Source organism: Streptomyces achromogenes subsp. achromogenes (assembly GCF_000720835.1).
Taxonomy (GTDB): Bacteria; Actinomycetota; Actinomycetes; order Streptomycetales; family Streptomycetaceae; genus Streptomyces; species Streptomyces achromogenes.
This window is the reverse complement of record NZ_JODT01000008.1, coordinates 64,754-82,056: the sequence shown is the minus strand read 5'-3', so window position 1 is coordinate 82,056 and position 17,303 is coordinate 64,754. Positions and strand designations below refer to the sequence as shown.

20 protein-coding genes are annotated in these 17,303 nt (G+C 72.3%); 14 read left to right on the top strand and 6 right to left on the bottom strand.

Features of this window, described 5'->3' with window-relative positions:
• Window positions 1–1,110 (top strand): DUF2786 domain-containing protein, encoded by a 1,110-nt coding sequence (locus tag IH25_RS0110110; RefSeq protein WP_030606227.1) that lies wholly within the window; start codon window positions 1–3, stop codon window positions 1,108–1,110.
• Between the two features lie 88 nt (window positions 1,111–1,198).
• Here the strand turns inward: IH25_RS0110110 and IH25_RS0110105 are convergent, their stop codons facing one another.
• The 3 genes from IH25_RS0110105 to rpmB form a co-directional block, all read right to left on the bottom strand.
• Window positions 1,199–1,711, bottom strand: a complete 513-nt coding sequence (locus IH25_RS0110105) for a DUF4232 domain-containing protein (protein WP_030606225.1) — start codon at window positions 1,709–1,711, stop codon at window positions 1,199–1,201.
• Between the two features lie 146 nt (window positions 1,712–1,857).
• The gene (rpsN, locus tag IH25_RS0110100) at window positions 1,858–2,163 is read right to left on the bottom strand and encodes a 30S ribosomal protein S14 (RefSeq protein WP_030606222.1); all 306 of its coding nucleotides are present in this window, start codon (window positions 2,161–2,163) and stop codon (window positions 1,858–1,860) included.
• Window positions 2,163–2,399: a 50S ribosomal protein L28 gene (rpmB, locus tag IH25_RS0110095; RefSeq protein ID WP_030606221.1), complete on the bottom strand. Its 237-nt coding sequence runs from the start codon at window positions 2,397–2,399 to the stop codon at window positions 2,163–2,165. Before rpmB ends, rpsN begins: the two co-directional genes overlap by 1 nt.
• A 62-nt stretch (window positions 2,400–2,461) precedes the next feature.
• Between rpmB and rpmG the strand changes: the two genes are divergently transcribed.
• The 5 genes from rpmG to IH25_RS0110070 all read left to right on the top strand — a co-directional run bounded on the left by rpmG (window position 2,462) and on the right by IH25_RS0110070 (window position 5,111).
• On the top strand, window positions 2,462–2,626 hold the full coding sequence (gene rpmG, locus IH25_RS0110090; RefSeq protein ID WP_030606219.1) for a 50S ribosomal protein L33: 165 nt from the start codon (window positions 2,462–2,464) through the stop codon (window positions 2,624–2,626).
• A gap of 9 nt (window positions 2,627–2,635) precedes the next feature.
• Window positions 2,636–2,890, top strand: coding sequence for a type B 50S ribosomal protein L31 (locus IH25_RS0110085; protein ID WP_030606217.1), 255 nt, complete (start codon window positions 2,636–2,638; stop codon window positions 2,888–2,890).
• Complete coding sequence (locus tag IH25_RS0110080) at window positions 2,887–4,095, top strand: CobW family GTP-binding protein (RefSeq protein ID WP_030606215.1); 1,209 nt, start codon at window positions 2,887–2,889, stop codon at window positions 4,093–4,095. The genes IH25_RS0110085 and IH25_RS0110080 overlap by 4 nt, the downstream gene beginning before the upstream one ends.
• The gene (gene rpsR / locus IH25_RS0110075; RefSeq protein ID WP_030606212.1) at window positions 4,095–4,328 is read left to right on the top strand and encodes a 30S ribosomal protein S18; all 234 of its coding nucleotides are present in this window, start codon (window positions 4,095–4,097) and stop codon (window positions 4,326–4,328) included. Before IH25_RS0110080 ends, rpsR begins: the two co-directional genes overlap by 1 nt.
• 513 nt (window positions 4,329–4,841) lie before the next feature.
• A complete protein-coding gene (locus tag IH25_RS0110070; RefSeq protein ID WP_030606210.1) occupies window positions 4,842–5,111 on the top strand; it encodes a DUF397 domain-containing protein in 270 nt (89 codons plus the stop codon).
• An 84-nt stretch (window positions 5,112–5,195) separates the two neighbouring features.
• Here the strand turns inward: IH25_RS0110070 and IH25_RS0110065 are convergent, their stop codons facing one another.
• The gene (locus IH25_RS0110065; RefSeq protein WP_030606208.1) at window positions 5,196–5,669 is read right to left on the bottom strand and encodes an ATP-binding protein; all 474 of its coding nucleotides are present in this window, start codon (window positions 5,667–5,669) and stop codon (window positions 5,196–5,198) included.
• A gap of 369 nt (window positions 5,670–6,038) precedes the next feature.
• Here IH25_RS0110065 and IH25_RS0110060 point away from each other — a divergent pair, with 369 nt between their 5' ends.
• The 6 genes from IH25_RS0110060 (at window position 6,039) to IH25_RS0110035 (ending at window position 11,958) form a co-directional block, all read left to right on the top strand.
• Window positions 6,039–6,863, top strand: a complete 825-nt coding sequence (locus tag IH25_RS0110060; protein WP_051753873.1) for a helix-turn-helix domain-containing protein — start codon at window positions 6,039–6,041, stop codon at window positions 6,861–6,863.
• A 95-nt stretch (window positions 6,864–6,958) separates the two neighbouring features.
• Window positions 6,959–8,419, top strand: a complete 1,461-nt coding sequence (locus IH25_RS0110055) for an aldehyde dehydrogenase family protein (protein ID WP_030606204.1) — start codon at window positions 6,959–6,961, stop codon at window positions 8,417–8,419.
• 120 nt (window positions 8,420–8,539) lie between these two features.
• The gene (locus tag IH25_RS0110050) at window positions 8,540–9,088 is read left to right on the top strand and encodes a DinB family protein (protein WP_030606202.1); all 549 of its coding nucleotides are present in this window, start codon (window positions 8,540–8,542) and stop codon (window positions 9,086–9,088) included.
• A 23-nt stretch (window positions 9,089–9,111) separates the two neighbouring features.
• Window positions 9,112–9,753, top strand: coding sequence for a PadR family transcriptional regulator (locus tag IH25_RS0110045; RefSeq protein ID WP_030606200.1), 642 nt, complete (start codon window positions 9,112–9,114; stop codon window positions 9,751–9,753).
• An 83-nt stretch (window positions 9,754–9,836) separates the two neighbouring features.
• A complete protein-coding gene (locus IH25_RS0110040) occupies window positions 9,837–10,655 on the top strand; it encodes a MerR family transcriptional regulator (protein ID WP_245172745.1) in 819 nt (272 codons plus the stop codon).
• Window positions 10,656–10,857: 202 nt separating this feature from the next.
• Window positions 10,858–11,958: a DedA family protein gene (locus IH25_RS0110035; protein WP_030606195.1), complete on the top strand. Its 1,101-nt coding sequence runs from the start codon at window positions 10,858–10,860 to the stop codon at window positions 11,956–11,958.
• A gap of 33 nt (window positions 11,959–11,991) precedes the next feature.
• On the opposite strand, the gene IH25_RS0110030 is transcribed toward IH25_RS0110035, so the two are convergent.
• The gene (locus IH25_RS0110030) at window positions 11,992–13,653 is read right to left on the bottom strand and encodes a threonine/serine exporter family protein (protein WP_030606193.1); all 1,662 of its coding nucleotides are present in this window, start codon (window positions 13,651–13,653) and stop codon (window positions 11,992–11,994) included.
• 132 nt (window positions 13,654–13,785) lie between these two features.
• Window positions 13,786–14,277 carry an inorganic diphosphatase gene (locus tag IH25_RS0110025; protein WP_029381130.1) on the bottom strand — a complete coding sequence of 164 codons (492 nt, stop codon included), beginning with the start codon at window positions 14,275–14,277 and terminating at the stop codon, window positions 13,786–13,788.
• Between the two features lie 124 nt (window positions 14,278–14,401).
• Here IH25_RS0110025 and dacB point away from each other — a divergent pair, with 124 nt between their 5' ends.
• The gene (gene dacB, locus IH25_RS0110020; RefSeq protein ID WP_030606191.1) at window positions 14,402–15,946 is read left to right on the top strand and encodes a D-alanyl-D-alanine carboxypeptidase/D-alanyl-D-alanine endopeptidase; all 1,545 of its coding nucleotides are present in this window, start codon (window positions 14,402–14,404) and stop codon (window positions 15,944–15,946) included.
• A 112-nt stretch (window positions 15,947–16,058) separates the two neighbouring features.
• Window positions 16,059–17,192, top strand: a complete 1,134-nt coding sequence (locus IH25_RS0110015; protein WP_030606189.1) for a zinc-dependent metalloprotease — start codon at window positions 16,059–16,061, stop codon at window positions 17,190–17,192.
• The last annotated feature ends 111 nt before the right edge of the window (window positions 17,193–17,303 follow it).

Here is a 17,303-nt window from a genome sequence, read left to right as displayed (position 1 = left end):
GTGACCAGTACTGCCAGCACCGTCGAGCGGGCCTTCCGGGCCGCCCTCTACGACGACACCGACACCGGGCTCGACACGGGGGCCTCCCTGCTCGCCGCCGATCCGGGGGCCGACGCCGAACTCGTGCGGCGCGGCGAGGAGTTCGTGGCGGCGGCCTGGAGGCGCGGCTGGCAGCCCGCCGACGTCGTCCGACTGGTGCGGCGCGAGCTGGAGGAGGCGCACGTCCATCTGGCCGCCGCGCTGATCCGGGCGCAGGCCGGGCGGGACCGTCCGCGCGGGCGCCGCTGGGCCGGCCAGCTGGCCGCACTGCCCGCCGGCCCGGACCGCGCCACGGACCGCTTCTCGCACGCCACCACCGTCCTGGAGCTGTACCGTCTGCTGCTGCGCCTGCCCGTCCTGGAGCCGCTGGACGACGAGCCCCGGCGCGCCCTGGGCCCGGCCGCCTCCCGCATGCTCACCCGCATCCGCGCGCTGCTCGCCAAGGCCGAGGCCACCGGTTATCCCGAGGAGGCCGAGGCGCTCAGCGCCAAGGCGCAGGAGCTGATGGCCCGGCACAGCGTCGACGAGGCGCTGCTCGCCGCCGAGGCACCCGCGCCGGACGCGCCCGGCGCCTGCCGGATCGGGGTCGAGCCGCCGTACGAACAGGCCAAGGCGGTCCTGCTGGACGCGGTGGCCACGGCCAACCACTGCCGCGCGGTGTGGAACGAACCGCTCGGCTTCTCCACGGTCGTCGGCTTCGAGGCGGACCTGGAGGCCGTCGAACTGCTCTACACCTCGCTGCTGGTACAGGCCACGCACGCCATGACCAGGGCCGAGGCGGCGCAGCGGGCCGGCGGACGCAAGCGGACCAAGACCTTCCGGCAGTCGTTCCTCGCGGCCTACGCGCACCGCGTGGGCGACCGGCTCGCGGCTGCCGCCGAGACCCAGGTGACCCAGGACCTGCTGCCGGTGCTGGCCACGCGCGCGATAGCCGTCACCGGCCGGCTGGAGACCATGTTCCCGCAGACCACGACGACCCGGCTGCGGGGCGTCAGCGACGCGGCGGGCTGGGACGAGGGCGCCCGCGCGGCGGACCGGGCCCAGGTCAGGGCCCGTCCGCGGCTGGAGTGAGCCTCGGTGGGGCAGCAGATCAGGGTCCGCTCGCGGCCGGAGCGAGCCCCGGTGCCGCACTGCGCCGCACCGACCCCGACCCCGCGCCTCAGTCCCCGACCTGCTGGAAGGCGCTCACCGAGGCGTCCGGCCCGCTCCCGTCGGCCTTCCCGGCGACCGGGCCGTACTTCCACGGGAAGCTCCGGCCGGTGTCCGTACCGGGCAGGGTGATCTTCACGGTCTTCGCCGCGAGGGTGTTCCCGGCGCCCTCCTTGCCACGCACGTAAGTGAGGGAGAAGGACGCGGAGTCGCCCTTGGCCAGCTTCAGCTTCTGGGCCTTCGCGCCCTTGAGGGCCGGCACGGTGGTGTCGCTGCCGTCGCTCAGCACGACGTCCGGGAAGTGGTCCAGGGTGCAGGGCGCGCTCTGGTTGGTGAGGCTGACCGGGATCTCGCCGGTGTCCCCGGCGGCCGGAGCCACGCTCGCCGAGCCGATCTGCACCGAGACCCCGCCGATCTCGCAGGCGGAGTCGGCGTTGTTCCCGCTCTTTCCGCCACCGTCGTCGCAGGCGGTCAGCAGCAGGGCGGCGGCGAGAGCGGTGACGGTGAGCGGAATGGCGCGCATGGGCGGGTCCCTGTCCTGGTGGTGACGGTGCCCTTGCATCATGGCGCCTGCCCCCGCGCCCCGTACGCCCGCCCCTCCGGAACCGGGTCCCGGGCCCGGGTGAAGCCCGCCTGACCGGGTTCCCTCCCCTCCGGCTACCAGGACGGCTACCAGGACGACTTGCGCACCCCGGGCAGAAAGCCTTGGTGGGCCAGCGTGCGCAGGTTCACCCGGGACAGTCCGAAGGCGCGCAGGTGGCCGCGCGGGCGGCCGTCGATGCGGTCGCGGTTGCGGACCCGCGTGGCGCCGGCGTCCCTCGGCTGGGCGCGCAGTTCCCGCTGGGCGGCGAGCCGTTCGGCCTCCGGTGTGGCGGGCCGGCGGATGATCTCCTTCAGCTCGGCGCGGCGCTCGGCGTACCGGGCGACGACCTCCCTGCGCCGCTCGTTCTTCGCGATCGTGCTCTTCTTCGCCATCAGACCCGCACCCCCCGGGCGCGGATGCGGGCGACGGCCGCCTCCACACCGATCGCGTCCACCGTCTTGACCGCCTTCGCGCTCAGCCGCAGCCGGACGTACCGGCCCTCGCCGGGCAGCCAGTAGCGCTTGGTCTGGATGTTGGGGTCGAAGCGGCGGGAGGTGCGCCGGTGGGAGTGGGACACGCGGTTGCCGAAGCCCGGGCGGGCCCCGGTGAGCATGCAGTGCGCGGACATGGTGACGTAGCTCTCCTCGTAGCGGCTCAGCAAATGGAATTCATTTTCAGTAAGGTAGCAGCATGCCACGCAACGAGCTGCGCCCGGTCATCAAGCTCCGGTCCACCGCCGGGACCGGCTACACCTACGTGACCCGCAAGAACCGCCGCAACGACCCGGACCGTCTGACGCTGCGCAAGTACGACCCCGTCGCCGGCCGGCACGTCGACTTCCGAGAGGAGCGCTGAACCACCGCCATGCGCAAGGGAATCCACCCCGCCTACGGACCGGTCGTCTTCCGCGACCGCGCCGCCGGCCACGCCTTCCTCACCCGGTCGACCATGACGAGCGACAAGACGGTGGAGTGGGAGGACGGCACCACCTACCCGGTCGTGGACGTCGAGATCTCGAACGTCAGCCACCCCTTCTACACCGGCACCGCGCGCGTGCTGGACACCGCCGGACGCGTCGAGCGCTTCGAGCGCCGGTTCGGGAAGCGGGGCGGGGCGTGAGCCTGGCGGTGGCCGTCGTCGGCGGGCTGCACGCCGCGGCCCGCACGGCGGCCGTCGACCGGCTGCTGGCAGACGTGCCCGGGAGCGTCGTCCTGCACCACGACCTCTCCGCGGCCGGCGCCGGCCGGGTCGTGCGGACCGTCCGGGACCGTGACGGCATCGTGTCGAGCGGACAGACGCCCCTGGTGAACGACTGCGCCTGCTGCGCGCTGCGCGAGGATCTGGTGCCCGAACTGCGGCGGCTGGCCGACGCGGCGAGCACCCGGCTGGCGATCGTCGAGCTGTGGGACTCCGTCGAGCCCAAGGCGATGGCCGAGGTGATCGCCTCCGGCGGGCTGACCGTCACGTCCGTGATCACGGCCGTGGACCCGGCGCTGGTGCTGCCGTACCTCGGCAACGGCGACGACCTCGCCGAGGCCGGGCTCGCCGCGGCGGCCACCGACCGGCGCACGGTCGCCGACACCTTCGCCCGGCAGCTGGAGTACGCGCCCGTGCTCGCCGTGGCCGACTCCCCGGAAGCCGACGACGAGGACATGGAGCTGCTGGCGCAGCTGCATCCGACGGCCCGCCGGGTGCCGATCGGCGCGGACGCCGGGCACGGTGAGCCGCCGGCGGGGCCGTGTCCGACGGCCCGGCCGGGTCCGGGCGGCGCGGACGGCGGAGTCCCGGGACCGCTCGCCCGGGCCGCCCTCGCCGGCTTCGACGTGGAGGCCGCCGCCGCTGCCCAGCACCCGGCCTGCGCGCTGCTGCCCCAGGAGGCCGACGACCACGGCGTCTCCACCCTGGTCTGGCACCGCCGCCGCCCCTTCCACCCGGAGCGGCTGTACGCGGCGCTGGAGGACCTGACCTGTGCCGCCGCCCGCAGCCGGGGCCGGTTCTGGCTCGCCGACAAGCCGGACACGCTGCTGCACTGGGACGCGGCGGGCGGGGCGCTGTGCGTGGAGAGCGCGGGGCCCTGGCTCGCCGCGCTGCCCGACGCGGCCTGGGAACTGGTCCCGCCGGTGCGCCGCGCCGCCGCCGCGCTGGACTGGCACCCCGAGCACGGCGACCGCTGCAACCACCTGGTGTTCACCTCGCCCGGCCTCGACCGCGAGGGACTGACCCGGCTGCTGGAGTCCTGCCTGCTCACCGACGCCGAGTACGCCGCCGGACGTAACTCCTGGCGCCGGCTCCCGCCCGCCTTCGACACCCTGCTGGAGGTCTGATGCCCCGCAAGAGCGACCGTTCCTCCGGACGCGACCGCCCGAACCCCCTGGACGAGGCCGGGGTCACGTACATCGACTACAAGGACACCGACCTGCTGCGGAAGTTCGTCTCCGACCGCGGCAAGATCCGCAGCCGCCGCGTCACCCGGATCACCGTCCGTCAGCAGCGGCTGCTCGCGCGGGCCGTCAAGAACGCCCGCGAGATGGCACTGCTGCCGTACGCCGGCCGCTGAGCCCCCCGCACCGGCAGGCGCCGCCCTGCGCTCCCCCCGCATGGCGGCGCCTGCCTCTTGCCGTACCCGCCGGTGCCGGGCGGCGGCCCCCTTCGGAGCGCTGCGCCGACCGGTACCGGATGATCTCCGTCACGTCTCCCGGCACCCGTGTCCCGCTGTCGTAGCGGTGGATCGGTGCGGTGGACCGGCGGGTCCACGCCACCGGGCGGAGGCCGTCCCTCCGGTCGACGGACGCCGTTCCGGCCGGTGCGCCGGGCCGATCGGCCGCCGGACAGGGGAACATGAGCGGTGCGGTACGCGTCTCCTTCTGTGCGGGGCGGGGCATGTCGTGCCTGCTCCGGGGCAGACGCCCGAGCGGTTCCGGTAAAGCACCCGTCAAGGCTGTAACCACGGGAACACCGCTCGTGCACGTGCATCTGCTCATGCATGCGCACGTGAACAGAGCTATGATCCGGGTCAGTTGACCACAGCACCTATGGCCTCACCAGCCAGTGCACCACCGGGGAGCGACCTGTGGACCGCGACGTTGACAGCGTGTACGGGGGGTACGACGTGTACAACGGCATGGCTGCCACGCAGCTGGACGGAGTGGCCTGGCAGAAGAGCAGGCACAGCAATTCGCAGGGCTCCTGCGTGGAGTTCGCGCGACTGCCGGGCGGCGATGTCGCCGTGCGCAACTCGCGCTTCCCGGACGGGCCCGCGCTCGTCTACACGCGCGCGGAGATCGAGGCCATGCTCCTCGGGGTCAAGGACGGCGAGTTCGACCACCTGATCGCGACCTGACCGCCCGCCCGCCGATGCCCGTGCCCGGCCGGAGCCACGGGTGTACGCGCGTAGAAACCGGGCACGCGCCCGCCCCGTACCGGATCAGCCCGCCGCGGGCATCCGGAACAGCGCCCAGACCACCTTGCCCTGGAGGGTGCCCGCGAGCGGGTGCCAGCCCCAGCTGTCGGCGAAGGAGTCGACCAGGAAGAGGCCGCGGCCCGACTCGGCCGAGAAGTCGTCCGAGTCCCTGGGGACGGGCGTCTCGTGGCTCGGGTCGCGCACCGCGCACACCAGCCGCTCGCTCCAGCGCATCAGGTGCAGCCGCACCGACGGGAGCCCGTCGGCGGGACGGATGTCCGCCGGCACCGCGTGGCGCAGGGCGTTGGTGACGAGCTCGGAGACGACCAGGCACACGTCGTCGAAGCGGTCGCCGATGTCCCACTGCCCCAGGGTGTCGCGGGTGAAGCGCCGGGCCTCGCGCACCGCCTCGTAACGGGCGGGGAGGGCGCAGGAGGCGGCATCGGACACGGCCGCGGGATCCAGCGGCGGAAGGCCCTGCCGTAACGGCTTGAGCATGGTCGATCCATTCGTCCCCATGCGAGGCACTCCCGGGAATTCGCGGTCGTTGCGATGCAGCGGTGGCGCGGCACCCATGGTTTCGGATGCGCAGAGCAGATGCAAGGGCAGATGCACGTGCACGCGGCCGAAATGGCACATCCCGTACCGCTTCTTGGCCATTTTTTCCGCCGACTTCACCCGGGTTCCCGCCAGAGGTCCGGACCTCTGGGCCGGTCAGGGCAGGGTGGAAACGGCCGAGCTCTTTCCGTTTGCGTAACCGGGCGAGTACTGCTCGGAGTGTTTTAGTGGCAGACTTCGGCCCCTGAGAGACGGTTGGGGAGGCTGGCGAAAGTGAGCGCGGGAGAGCCCGGATCGGTGGTGCGGCGGATGCTGCTCGGCTCGCAACTCAGGCGACTGCGGGAAGCGCGCGGGATCACGCGCGAGGCGGCGGGATACTCGATCCGCGCCTCCGAGTCGAAGATCAGCCGGATGGAGCTGGGCCGGGTGAGCTTCAAGACCAGAGACGTCGAAGACCTGCTGACGCTCTACGGCATCACCGACGAAGCGGAGCGCGAGTCGCTGCTGTCCCTCGCCCGGGAGGCCAACGTGGCGGGCTGGTGGCACAGTTACACCGACGTCCTGCCCAGCTGGTTCCCCACCTACGTGGGCCTGGAGGGCGCCGCCTCGCTGATCCGGGTCTACGAGGTGCAGTTCGTGCACGGACTGCTCCAGACCGAGGAGTACGCCCGCGAGGTGGTCCGGCGCGGCATGAAGGGCGCGAGCGCCGCCGACATCGAGCGCCGGGTCGCCCTGCGCCTGGAGCGGCAGCGGCACCTGCTCTCCGACAACGCCCCGGAGCTGCACATCGTCCTGGACGAGGCCGCCCTGCGCCGCCCCTACGGCGACCGGGACGTGATGCGCGGCCAGCTCCAGCACCTGATCGACATCTCCGGGCGGCCCAACGTACGGCTCCAGGTCATGCCGTTCAGCTTCGGCGGGCACTCCGGCGAGAGCGGCGCCTTCACCATCCTCAGCTTCCCCGAGTCCGACCTGTCCGACGTGGTCTACCTGGAGCAGCTGACCAGCGCCCTGTACCTGGACAAGCGCGAGGACGTCGCCCAGTACGAGCAGGCCCTGAAGGAGCTCCAGCAGGACAGCCCCGGCCCGGACGAGAGCCGGGACCTGCTCCGCGGCCTCCTGCAACTCTCCTGACCCGAGAAGGCTCTCAACTCGCCTTACCCACCAGTACGATGACGTCCTGTCAGACACGGTGTGGAACTGGTGTCCGCTAGCGATTGAGGGATCACATGGCGTCCTACTTCAGCGACCTGGCCCAGCAGTACATCGACGGCGAGTGGCGCCCGGGCACGGGCTCCTGGGACGTCATCGACTTCGACCCCTACAACGACGAGAAGCTGGCCTCGATCACCGTGGCCACCGTCGAGGAGGTGGACCTGGCCTACCGGGCCGCCGCCCGCGCCCAGAAGGAGTGGGCGGAGACCAACCCCTACACCCGGCGGGCCGTGTTCGAGCGCGCGCTGCGGCTGGTGGAGGAGCGCGAGCAGGAGATAGCCGATCTGATCATCGCGGAGCTGGGCGGCACGCGGGTGAAGGCCGGCTTCGAGCTGCACCTCGCCAAGGAGTTCCTGCGCGAGTCGATCCACCTCGCGCTGCGCCCCGAGGGCAGGATCCTGCCCTCGCCGGTCGACGGCAAGGAGAACCGCGTCTACCGGATGCCGGTCGGCGTCGTCGGTGTGATCAGCCCGTTCAACTTCCCCTTCCTGCTGTCGCTGAAGTCGGTCGCCCCGGCGCTCGCGCTCGGCAACGGCGTGGTGCTCAAGCCGCACCAGAACACCCCGATCGCCGGCGGCACCCTGATCGCGAAGATCTTCGAGGACGCCGGGCTGCCCGGGGGCCTGCTGAACGTCCTGGTGACCGACATCGCCGAGATCGGTGACGCGTTCATCGAGCACCCCGTCCCGAAGGTGATCTCCTTCACCGGCTCCGACAAGGTCGGCCGGCACGTCGCCACCGTCTGCGCCAAGCACTTCAAGCGCTCGGTCCTCGAACTCGGCGGCAACAGCGCGCTGGTGGTGCTGGACGACGCCGACATCGACTACGCGGTGGACGCGGCGGTCTTCAGCCGGTTCGTGCACCAGGGCCAGGTCTGCATGGCCGCCAACCGGGTCCTGGTGGACCGCTCCGTCCAGGAGGAGTTCACCGAGAAGTTCGTCGCCAAGGTCAGGACCCTGAAGACCGGGGATCCGCGCGATCCCGAGACCGTGATCGGGCCGGTGATCAACTCCGCGCAGGCCGCCGCGATCTCCGGCACCGTCGAGCAGGCGCTCGCCGAGGGCGCCACCGCCCTGGTGCACGGCGGTACGACCGACAACCTGGTCGAGCCGAGCGTGCTGACCGGCGTCCCGGCCGAGTCCCCGCTGCTCCAGCAGGAGGTCTTCGGCCCGGTCGTCTTCCTCATCCCGTTCGACGGCGAGGAGGACGCGGTGCGGATCGTCAACGGCACCCCGTACGGCCTGAGCGGCGCCGTCCACACCGGGAACATCGAGCGCGGTGTGGCCTTCGCCAAGCGGATCGACACCGGCATGTTCCACGTGAACGACGGCACCGTGCACGACGAGCCGATCGTGCCCTTCGGCGGGGAGAAGCACTCCGGCGTCGGCCGCCTCAACGGCGAGACCACGCTGGAGGCGTTCACCACCGTCAAGTGGATCTCGATCCAGCACGGCCGCAGCGGCTTCCCGTTCTAGCCGCGTCGCCTTTTCCAGCCCGGGGGTCATTGCGGTCAGGATCCGACCTCAATGGCCCCTAGCGTCTTTCCCGTCGGGGCGGAACGTCCCGGCGGACGGTCAGACGAGAGGCGGCGGGCCATGGTCATGCACGTGCCGGCGGAGGACAGGGGCGACGAGCGGGGAGCGCTGCTCGCGTTCATCGAGGAACAGCGCGGCGGCATCCGCAGGGCGCTGCTCGGACTGAGCGAGGAGCAGGCCCGTACCCGGCCGAGCGCGAGCGAGCTGTCCCTGGGCGGCCTGCTCAAGCACGTCGTCGAGGTGGAGCAGGGCTGGGTGGCCCGGGCGAAGCAGGAACCGCCCGCGGTGCGGCGCGACGCGTCGAACTGGCACGAGACGTTCCGGCTGGCGGACGACGAGACGGTCGCCGCGCAGCTGGCGTACTGGGAGCGGGTGGCCGCCGCCACCGATGAGCTGATCCGCTCCGCGCCGAGCCTGGACGACACCTTCCCGCTGCCGCCCGACCCGTGGTTCCCGCCCGAGGGCCGGGTCTCGCTGCGCTGGCTGTGCCTGCACCTGATCCGCGAGACGGCCCGGCACGCCGGTCACGCCGACATCATCCGCGAGTCCCTGGACGGCAGGACCGCGTTCGAGCTGGTCGCCCAGGCACAGGGCGGCTCCCGGGACTGATCGCGGGTCCTAACCTGGACGGCATGTCAGCGATCCGTCTCCTCGTGCTGGGCGCGGTCCGCCAGCACGGCCGGGCCCACGGCTACCAGGTGCGCAACGACCTGGAGTACTGGGGCGCGCACGAGTGGTCCAACGCCAAGCCCGGCTCGGTCTACCACGCCCTGAAACAGCTGGCCCGGCAGGGACTGCTGCACGCGCACGAGACGGCGCCGTCCACGGCCGGCGGGCCGCCGCGCACCGAGTACGAGATCACCGGCCGCGGCGAGGAGGAGTTCCTCCGGCTGCTGCGCGAGTCCCTGGTCGCCCACGACCAGAAGCCCGACGTCCGCGCGGCGGCCCTCGGCTTCCTGGTCGAGCTGCCCCGCGCCGAGGCCCTGGAGCTGCTGCGGGAGCGCATCCGCCGGATCGGGCGGTGGCGGGACTCCGTCACCGGGGAGTACCTCCCCGAGGGCGGCCCGCGGGAGCTCGGCCACATCGGCGAGATCATGCGGATGTGGCTCCACACGGCCGACTCCGACGCGGCCTGGACCCAGGGCCTGATCGGCCGCCTGGAGGCGGGCGCGTACACCTTCGCGGGGGAGGGCGAGCGGTTCGTCGGCGTCCTCGCCGAGGGGCAGGAGAACCCGTACGCGACGGGGGAGCGGCACCCGGAGGACGACCGCTGAGCGGATCCCGCGGCAACCGGCTTGCACCTCACGCGACGTGAGGCCGCAGGGTGGACGGCGTACCGACCGAAGGAGCGGAAGAAGTGAGCCACCCCGTGGGACAGGACCACCCCGTGGGACAGGACCGGTCACCGGACCGGGTCTACTCCGTGGGGCAGGTCGCCGGGTTCGCCGGGATCACGGTGCGCACCCTGCACCACTACGACGAGATCGGACTGCTCGTGCCCGGCGCGCGCACCCACGCCGGGCACCGGCGCTACACCGACGCCGATCTCGACCGGCTCCAGCAGATCCTGTTCTACCGGGAGCTCGGCTTCCCGCTCGACGAGGTCGCGGCCCTGCTCGACGATCCGGACGCGGACCCGCGCGCGCACCTGCGCCGCCAGTACGACCTGCTGACCGCCCGGATCGAGAAGCTCCAGAAGATGGCCGCGGCCGTGGAGCACGCCATGGAGGCACGCAAGATGGGCGTCAACCTGACCCCGGAGGAGAAGTTCGAGGTCTTCGGCGACTTCGACCCGGACGAGCACGCGGACGAGGTGGAGCAGCGCTGGGGCCACACCGAGGCCTACCGGCAGTCGCAGCGCCGGACCGCCGGCTACACCAAGGAGGACTGGAAGCGGATCAACGCCGAGCTGGACGCGATCCACGGCCGGATGGCCGGTCTGCTCGCCGAGGGCGTGCCCGCGGACTCGGAGCAGGCCATGGAGGTCGCCGAGGAGCACCGGCTGTTCATCACGGGCGCGTACTACGACTGCGGGCACGAGCTGCACGCGTGCCTCGGCGAGATGTACGTCACCGATGAACGGTTCACCGCCACGTACGAGGCCATCCGTCCCGGTCTGGCCCGTTATATGCGGGATGCGATCGTGGCGAACACGGCCCGGCACACCACGTCCTGAGCATGACCGGCCCGGGAGCGCACGGGGTTCGCTCCCGGGCCGGAACCCCCGCAAGTCCCCTGAGTCACAGCTTTCTCAGGGGCCTCGCACAGGGCATCCTGGAGCCACCGGTGGAACCTGGGGCGGTCACCTCGCGTTGATAGCTTTGTGCGGCCGCACTTGGACGCCGTAGCCGCCCTCACCCCTTCAGGAGCCCGGACCCGTGATGACACTCGCCCTAGGCCCGAGCTGGCTCGATCCCAACTACCTGCTCGACACCTACAGCATCTGGGGCCTGCTGCTCATCGTCTTCGCCGAGTCCGGCCTGCTCATCGGCTTCTTCCTGCCGGGCGACTCGCTGCTGTTCACCTGCGGTCTGCTGATCACCTCCGGCGATCTGGACTTCCCGCTGTGGGGCGCGATCGCGCTGATCTGCGTCGCCGCGATCCTGGGCGACCAGGCGGGCTACATGTTCGGCAAGAAGGTCGGCCCGTCCCTGTTCAACCGCCCGGACTCCCGCCTGTTCAAGCAGGAGAACGTCACCAAGGCGCACGAGTTCTTCGAGAAGTACGGCCCGAAGTCCCTGGTCCTGGCCCGTTTCGTGCCGGTCGTGCGCACGTTCACGCCGATCATCGCGGGCGTCAGCGGCATGAAGTACCGCTCGTTCCTGGTCTTCAACGTCATCGGTGGCGTCCTGTGGGGGGCCGGCGTCACCCTGCTCGGCTCCTGGCTCGGCAACATCGCGTTCGTCAAGACCAACATCGAGGCGATCCTCATCCTGATCGTCCTCGTCTCGGTGATCCCCATCGCGATCGAGTACCTGCGCGCCCGCGGCAAGGAGAAGAAGGCCGCCCAGGCCCGGCCGCAGCCCCAGCCGGTGCCGGCACAGCAGCCCGCCCACCAGCAGCCCCAGCCGTCGTACCGGCAGCAGCCCCCGGTCATGGACGACGCCACGGCCCAGCTGCGGCGCATCGAGCCGGAGCAGCCGCACCACGAGGAGCAGCGGTACGGGCAGCCCGGGTACCGGCAGCCGCAGCAGCAGGACTGGAACCAGCAGCAGGAATGGAACCAGCGGCAGGGCTACGACCAGTACTACGACGGGCAGCAGCAGTACCAGCAGCCGTACGCCCCGCAGCAGTACCCGCAGCAGCAGAACCGGGACCAGCGGCAGGGCTACGAGCAGCACCAAGGGCACGAGCAGTACCAGGGGTACGAGCAGCAGCAGGGCTACCCGCAGCAGCAGTACGGCGAGCAGCAGCACCAGTACGACGAGCGGCAGCAGTACGACGAGAACGGCTACCCGTACGACCAGCGCCGCCAGTAGCCCCGGGGCCCCGGTCCGTACGGCGCTCGGCGCTCAGAAGCCCCTGGTGCGCTTCGCCGCCCGGCGCTTCCCGGCGGAGCCGATGCGCAGGAACAGCCGGGAGATCTCCGACCCCAGGTTGACCCCGATGGCGATGGCCATGGCCAGCGAGACGGCCTTGGCCAGCGACACCAGCCCCTTGTCCACGTCGTTCTGGGCTATGGACAGCAGCCCGAAGTAGGTCGAGGAACCGGGCAGCAGCGGCCCGATCGCCGCCGTCGTGTACGGCAGCGCGGAGGCGAACCGGTACCGGGACAGCAGCTGTCCGAACAGGCCCACCAGGCCCGCCGCGACCGCCGTGGAGGCCACCGGCGAGATGTCGCCGGCGTAGCGCATCGCGCCGTACACCGACCAGGCGACGCCTCCGTTCAGGGTCACCCAGAGCACGGTGGAACGTTCCTGCTGGAGCAGGATGGCGAAGGTCAGGGACAACAGCATCGAGGCCGCGATCTGGAGCAGCGGCTCCTCCGAGACCCTCAGCGCGGCCTCCGGATCCAGCTCGCCGCCGATCTTCACGCCGAAGTACAGGACGGTCAGCACCCCGGTGACGATGCCGACGAAGAAGTACATGACCTCCAGCAGCCGCGCGGAGGCGGTGATGTAGAAGCCCGTCAGGCCGTCCTGCACCCCCGCGACCAGCGCCCGTCCCGGCAGCAGCGCGAACAGCCCACCGGTGATCACCGCGGAGCCCTGCACGTTCACATGGGCCAGGGTCAGCGCCACCCCGATCGCCGCGGGCGGCATCGCGGCGACCGTGAACTGGTAGAACTCCGGCAGCCCGCGCCCCGCGCACAGCCACGCCAGCCGGTCGCCGAGCATCGCGCCGACGGCCGCCGCGAGGAACACGACCGGGTCGCCCCGGCCCGCCACCAGCAGCGAGGCCGCGCCGGCCAGCAGCCCGCCGGCCAGGGTCAGCGCCCAGCCGGGGTACGGGTGCCGGTTCCGGCGGATCTCCGCCAGGCGCCGGTAGGCCTCCTCCAGGGAGACCTCGGTCTCCGGGTCGCTGAGGTCGTCCACGAGGTGGTAGACGGCCGCCAGCCGGGTGTAGTCGGTGCCCCGCCGCCGTACCGTCCTCGACGCCGTCACCGGGTCCTCCACCAGGGACGGCTGGTGCGAGATCGACAGCAGGGTGAAGGTGACGTTCGGCTCGCACCGGTCCAGGCCGTAGGACCGGCACACCGCGAACATCGCGGCCTCCACGTCCTCCGCGCCCTCGCCGCCGGCCAGCAGCAGCTCGCCGATGCGCAGGGTCAGGTCCAGCACGCGCGGGACGGCCGGACCGCCCTCCTCCTCGCGCTGCACCGGCTCCGGGGCCGGCCGCTCGGTCACCGGCATGCGCAGCATCGTGCGCATCCGGTCCTGCCAGGGCGCGTCCTTGATCAGGCTGACCAGCGGCACGCCGGTTGCCGGTGTGAACGCGGCCGGCGCCTCCTTCGCGCTGTAGGTGCGCGGCGGCGTGAACGCCGAGCCCTCCGGCTCGGCACCGGGCGGCTGCGGCGTCTGGAGCCCCTGCGGCACCGCGAACTCGGAGGTCGTCTCGCTCTCGCCGCCGGTCTTCGGGACGTCGAGACCCTGGGGGACGGCGAACTCGGAGGTGATCTCCGGGTCGTACCGAGCCTCGTCCGACCGGGGCTTGCGGTCCTCCGCCTCCGTCACTTCGCACCGCTCCCTGCACGACACCTTGCGTAGCCCTCAGTATGCGCACACGTACCCCGATGGGCCGCATGCGTGCACACACGCGAACGGGCCGCACGCCTGCGCGTGCGGCCCGTCCACGGGAGAGAGGGGTCAGTGACCGCCCTGCTCCTTGAAGCGCTTGTAGGACCGCTCGATCTCCGCCTCGGCGTCCGTACGGCCCACCCAGTTGGCGCCCTCGACCGACTTGCCGGGCTCCAGGTCCTTGTACACCTCGAAGAAGTGCTGGATCTCCAGGCGGTCGAACTCCGACACGTGGTGGATGTCACGCAGGTGCTCCACACGCGGGTCGGTGGCCGGAACGCACAGCAGCTTGTCGTCGCCGCCGGCCTCGTCCGTCATCCGGAACATGCCGATCGCGCGGCAGCGGATCAGGCAGCCCGGGAAGGTCGGCTCGTCCAGAATGACCAGCGCGTCCAGCGGGTCGCCGTCCTCGCCGAGGGTGTTCTCGACGAAGCCGTAGTCGGTCGGGTAGGCGGTCGAGGTGAAGAGGCGACGGTCCAGGCGGATCCGGCCGGTCTCGTGGTCCACCTCGTACTTGTTCCGCGAACCCTTCGGGATCTCGATCGTGACGTCGAACTCCACCGGTGGCTCCTCCATGATCAGCACATAGTTCTGGTGGTTAAGTGTCCCTCACGCAGGTGTGTGATCGCGAAAGGGGCTGGTGGTCGTGCCAGAGCTGGGGCCTTGGCGAGCCGCGGGACCGCGGGTGGCGCGGCTCGCGAACGCCGTCCGACCGGGTCTCGCGCGCGCCGTGACGGCCGTACGGCCGCGGCTCGCGCGGCTGTCGCGGGCCGTGCGGACCGGCCCTGTGCACCTCCCCCGTCTCCCCCGTCCGCGCACCGTCCGGACCTGGCAGTACACCGCGGGCGCCGCCACCGCCGGCCTGGCACTGGCCGCCGGTGTGGTGACCGTGGCCGGACCCTGGGACGCCTCGGGTCAGCGTACGGCCGAGCGGGACCGCGCCGCCGCCCTGGAGCGGACGGGTGGCGCAGATCACGGTCGCCCCGGTACGGCGGCCCGGCCCGCGCCGAGCGCCGGGCCGGTCCTGACGGGCCTCGGCGGCGTCACCGGCGCCGTGGGGACCAAACGGTCCGCGGCGGACGCCCAGGCCGTCTCGGACGCCCTGGAGCCGCTCCTGGACGCCTCCGCGCTCGGCGACAGTCACGCGGCGGCCGTCGTCGACGTCACGACCGGCGAACGCCTGTACGACGCCGACGCCGGCAAGGCCCTCGTCCCCGCCTCCACCACCAAGATCGCCACCGCCGTCGCCGCCCTGTCCGCCCTCGGCCCGGACCACCGCCTCACCACCCGCACCGCCCTGGAGCCCGACACCCGGGAACTCGTCCTGGTCGGCGGCGGCGACCCCACCCTCACCGCGCGCGCCCGCAGCGGCGGCTGGGCGAGCCTGCGGACGCTGGCCGCGGACACCGCCCATGCCCTGCACGAGCGCGGCATCCGCGAGATCACCCTGTCCTACGACACCACCCTGTTCACCGGCCCCGCCCTGCACCCCATCGGCGTCAACGACAACCTCGCCCCGGTCAGCGCCCTGACCGTCGACGAGGGCCGCACCGACGACTCCGTCAGCGGCCCGGTGATCCGCGTGGGCGACCCGGCGGCGGACGCGGCGATCCGGTTCGCGGGCTTCCTGAAGGAGGCCGGCATCACCACCACGCCCCCCGGCCCGTCCAAGGCCGGCACGCGCGCGCAGACCCTCGCCCGGGTCTCCTCGCCCCCGCTGTCCGCCCTGGTCGAGCGGATGCTGACCAACAGCGACAACGACATCGCGGAGGCCCTGGCCCGGCACACCGCCCTGGCCGGCGGACGTCCGGCGAGCTTCGCCGGCGGCGGCGAGGCCATCGCCATGCAGCTGCGGGGGCTGGGCCTGCCGACGGCGGGCGCCGTCTTCCGCGACGGCAGCGGCCTGGACCGCGCCGACCGGCTCACCGCCGACCTCCTGACCGGCCTCCTGGTCCGGGCGGCCGACCCCGGCCGCCCCGGGCTGCGCCCGGTCCTCACCGGCCTGCCGGTGGCCGGCTTCACCGGCACCCTGAGCAATCGTTACGCCGACGGCGCCTCCGGCGTCGTACGCGCCAAGACCGGCACCCTGACCGGCGTGAACACCCTCGCCGGCACGGTCGTCGACGACACCGGCCACCTCCTGGCCTTCGCCTTCCTGGCCTCCGGTACCACGGACCCGGCCGAGGCCCAGTCGACCCTGGACAGGGCGGCGACGGCACTGGCCGACTGACGCGCCGCCGGTCCCCACGGCCGGCCGCACCGGGTGCCGTGGCGACATCCTCGGCCCCTGCCGGCCCCTCACGGCCTGCCCCGAGCGGCGGTGAGCACGTACGGTTGACGACATGACTGGCTTCGGTGGCACCGCATCTCCCGGGATGGTCGACTGGAACCTCGCGGTGGCGACCGCGACACGGCTCGTACGGCCCGGCCCCGACGTCAGTCGCGACGAGGCCAGGGCCGTCGTCGCGGAGCTGCGCCGGCACGCGAAGGCCTCGGAGGAGCACGTCCGGGGCTTCACCCGGATGGGCACGGAGGAGACCCACGACACCCCCGTCCTCGTGGTCGACCGCCCCGGCTGGGTCCGCGCCAACGTCGCGGGCTTCCGGGAGATCCTCAAACCGCTGCTGGAGAAGATGCAGGAACGGCGCGGCGGCGGCCCGGGCGGCGCGGTCCTGGGCGCCGTCGGCGGCAAGGTCACCGGCGTGGAGCTGGGCATGCTCCTGTCGTTCCTGTCCTCCCGGGTCCTCGGCCAGTACGAGACCTTCGCCCCGGCCGGCCGCGACCTGCCGGCCGGACGCAACGGCGGCGGCCGGCTGCTGCTGGTGGCGCCCAACATCGTCCACGTGGAGCGCGAACTCGACGTCGACCCGCACGACTTCCGCCTGTGGGTGTGCCTGCACGAGGAGACCCACCGCACCCAGTTCACCGCCGTGCCCTGGCTGCGCGACCACCTGGAGGGCGAGATCCAGTCGTTCCTCGCGGAGACCGACGTCGACCCGATGACCTTCCTGGAGCGCATCCGGGACGCGGCCCAGTCCCTGGCCGGCGGCCGTCCCGAGGGCGAGGAGGAGGACGGCGGACGCTCCTTCGTGGAGCTGGTGCAGACCCCGGCGCAGCGGGAGATCCTCGGCCGGCTCACCGCCGTGATGTCGCTGCTGGAGGGCCACGCCGACTACGTCATGGACGGGGTCGGCCCCAGCGTCGTACCGACCGTCGCCGAGATCCGCGAGAAGTTCCAGCAGCGCCGCGCCAAGGGCGCCTCCCGGCTGGACGCGGCCCTGCGCAAGCTGCTGGGGCTGGATGCCAAACTGAGGCAGTACCGCGACGGCGAACGGTTCGTGCGAGCCGTCGTGGAGCAGGTCGGCACCGACGGCTTCAACCGCGTGTGGACCTCGCCCAACACCCTGCCCACCAAGGCGGAGATCGCCAAACCGGCGGACTGGGTCGCGCGGGTGCACGGCAGGGCCGAGGAGTGAGCGACGGGGCGGAGTCGTGAAGGGAATCCGGCCGACGGCAGGCGAACGCCCCTCCAATCACCCGTCCGAGGGACCGTATGCCATGCGTAGGCGTGCGATGCTCGGGGAACG

Bases quoted from the DNA above. Each gene is read 5' to 3' on its own strand.
- IH25_RS0110105 (WP_030606225.1), bottom strand. From the start codon at position 1,711: ATGCGCGCCATTCCGCTCACCGTCACCGCTCTCGCCGCCGCCCTGCTG.
- rpsN (WP_030606222.1), bottom strand. From the start codon at position 2,163: ATGGCGAAGAAGAGCACGATCGCGAAGAACGAGCGGCGCAGGGAGGTC.
- rpmB (WP_030606221.1), bottom strand. From the start codon at position 2,399: ATGTCCGCGCACTGCATGCTCACCGGGGCCCGCCCGGGCTTCGGCAAC.
- rpmG (WP_030606219.1), top strand. From the start codon at position 2,462: ATGCCACGCAACGAGCTGCGCCCGGTCATCAAGCTCCGGTCCACCGCC.
- IH25_RS0110085 (WP_030606217.1), top strand. From the start codon at position 2,636: ATGCGCAAGGGAATCCACCCCGCCTACGGACCGGTCGTCTTCCGCGAC.
- rpsR (WP_030606212.1), top strand. From the start codon at position 4,095: ATGCCCCGCAAGAGCGACCGTTCCTCCGGACGCGACCGCCCGAACCCC.
- IH25_RS0110065 (WP_030606208.1), bottom strand. From the start codon at position 5,669: ATGCTCAAGCCGTTACGGCAGGGCCTTCCGCCGCTGGATCCCGCGGCC.
- IH25_RS0110060 (WP_051753873.1), top strand. From the start codon at position 6,039: ATGCTGCTCGGCTCGCAACTCAGGCGACTGCGGGAAGCGCGCGGGATC.
- IH25_RS0110055 (WP_030606204.1), top strand. From the start codon at position 6,959: ATGGCGTCCTACTTCAGCGACCTGGCCCAGCAGTACATCGACGGCGAG.
- IH25_RS0110050 (WP_030606202.1), top strand. From the start codon at position 8,540: ATGGTCATGCACGTGCCGGCGGAGGACAGGGGCGACGAGCGGGGAGCG.
- IH25_RS0110045 (WP_030606200.1), top strand. From the start codon at position 9,112: ATGTCAGCGATCCGTCTCCTCGTGCTGGGCGCGGTCCGCCAGCACGGC.
- IH25_RS0110015 (WP_030606189.1), top strand. From the start codon at position 16,059: ATGACTGGCTTCGGTGGCACCGCATCTCCCGGGATGGTCGACTGGAAC.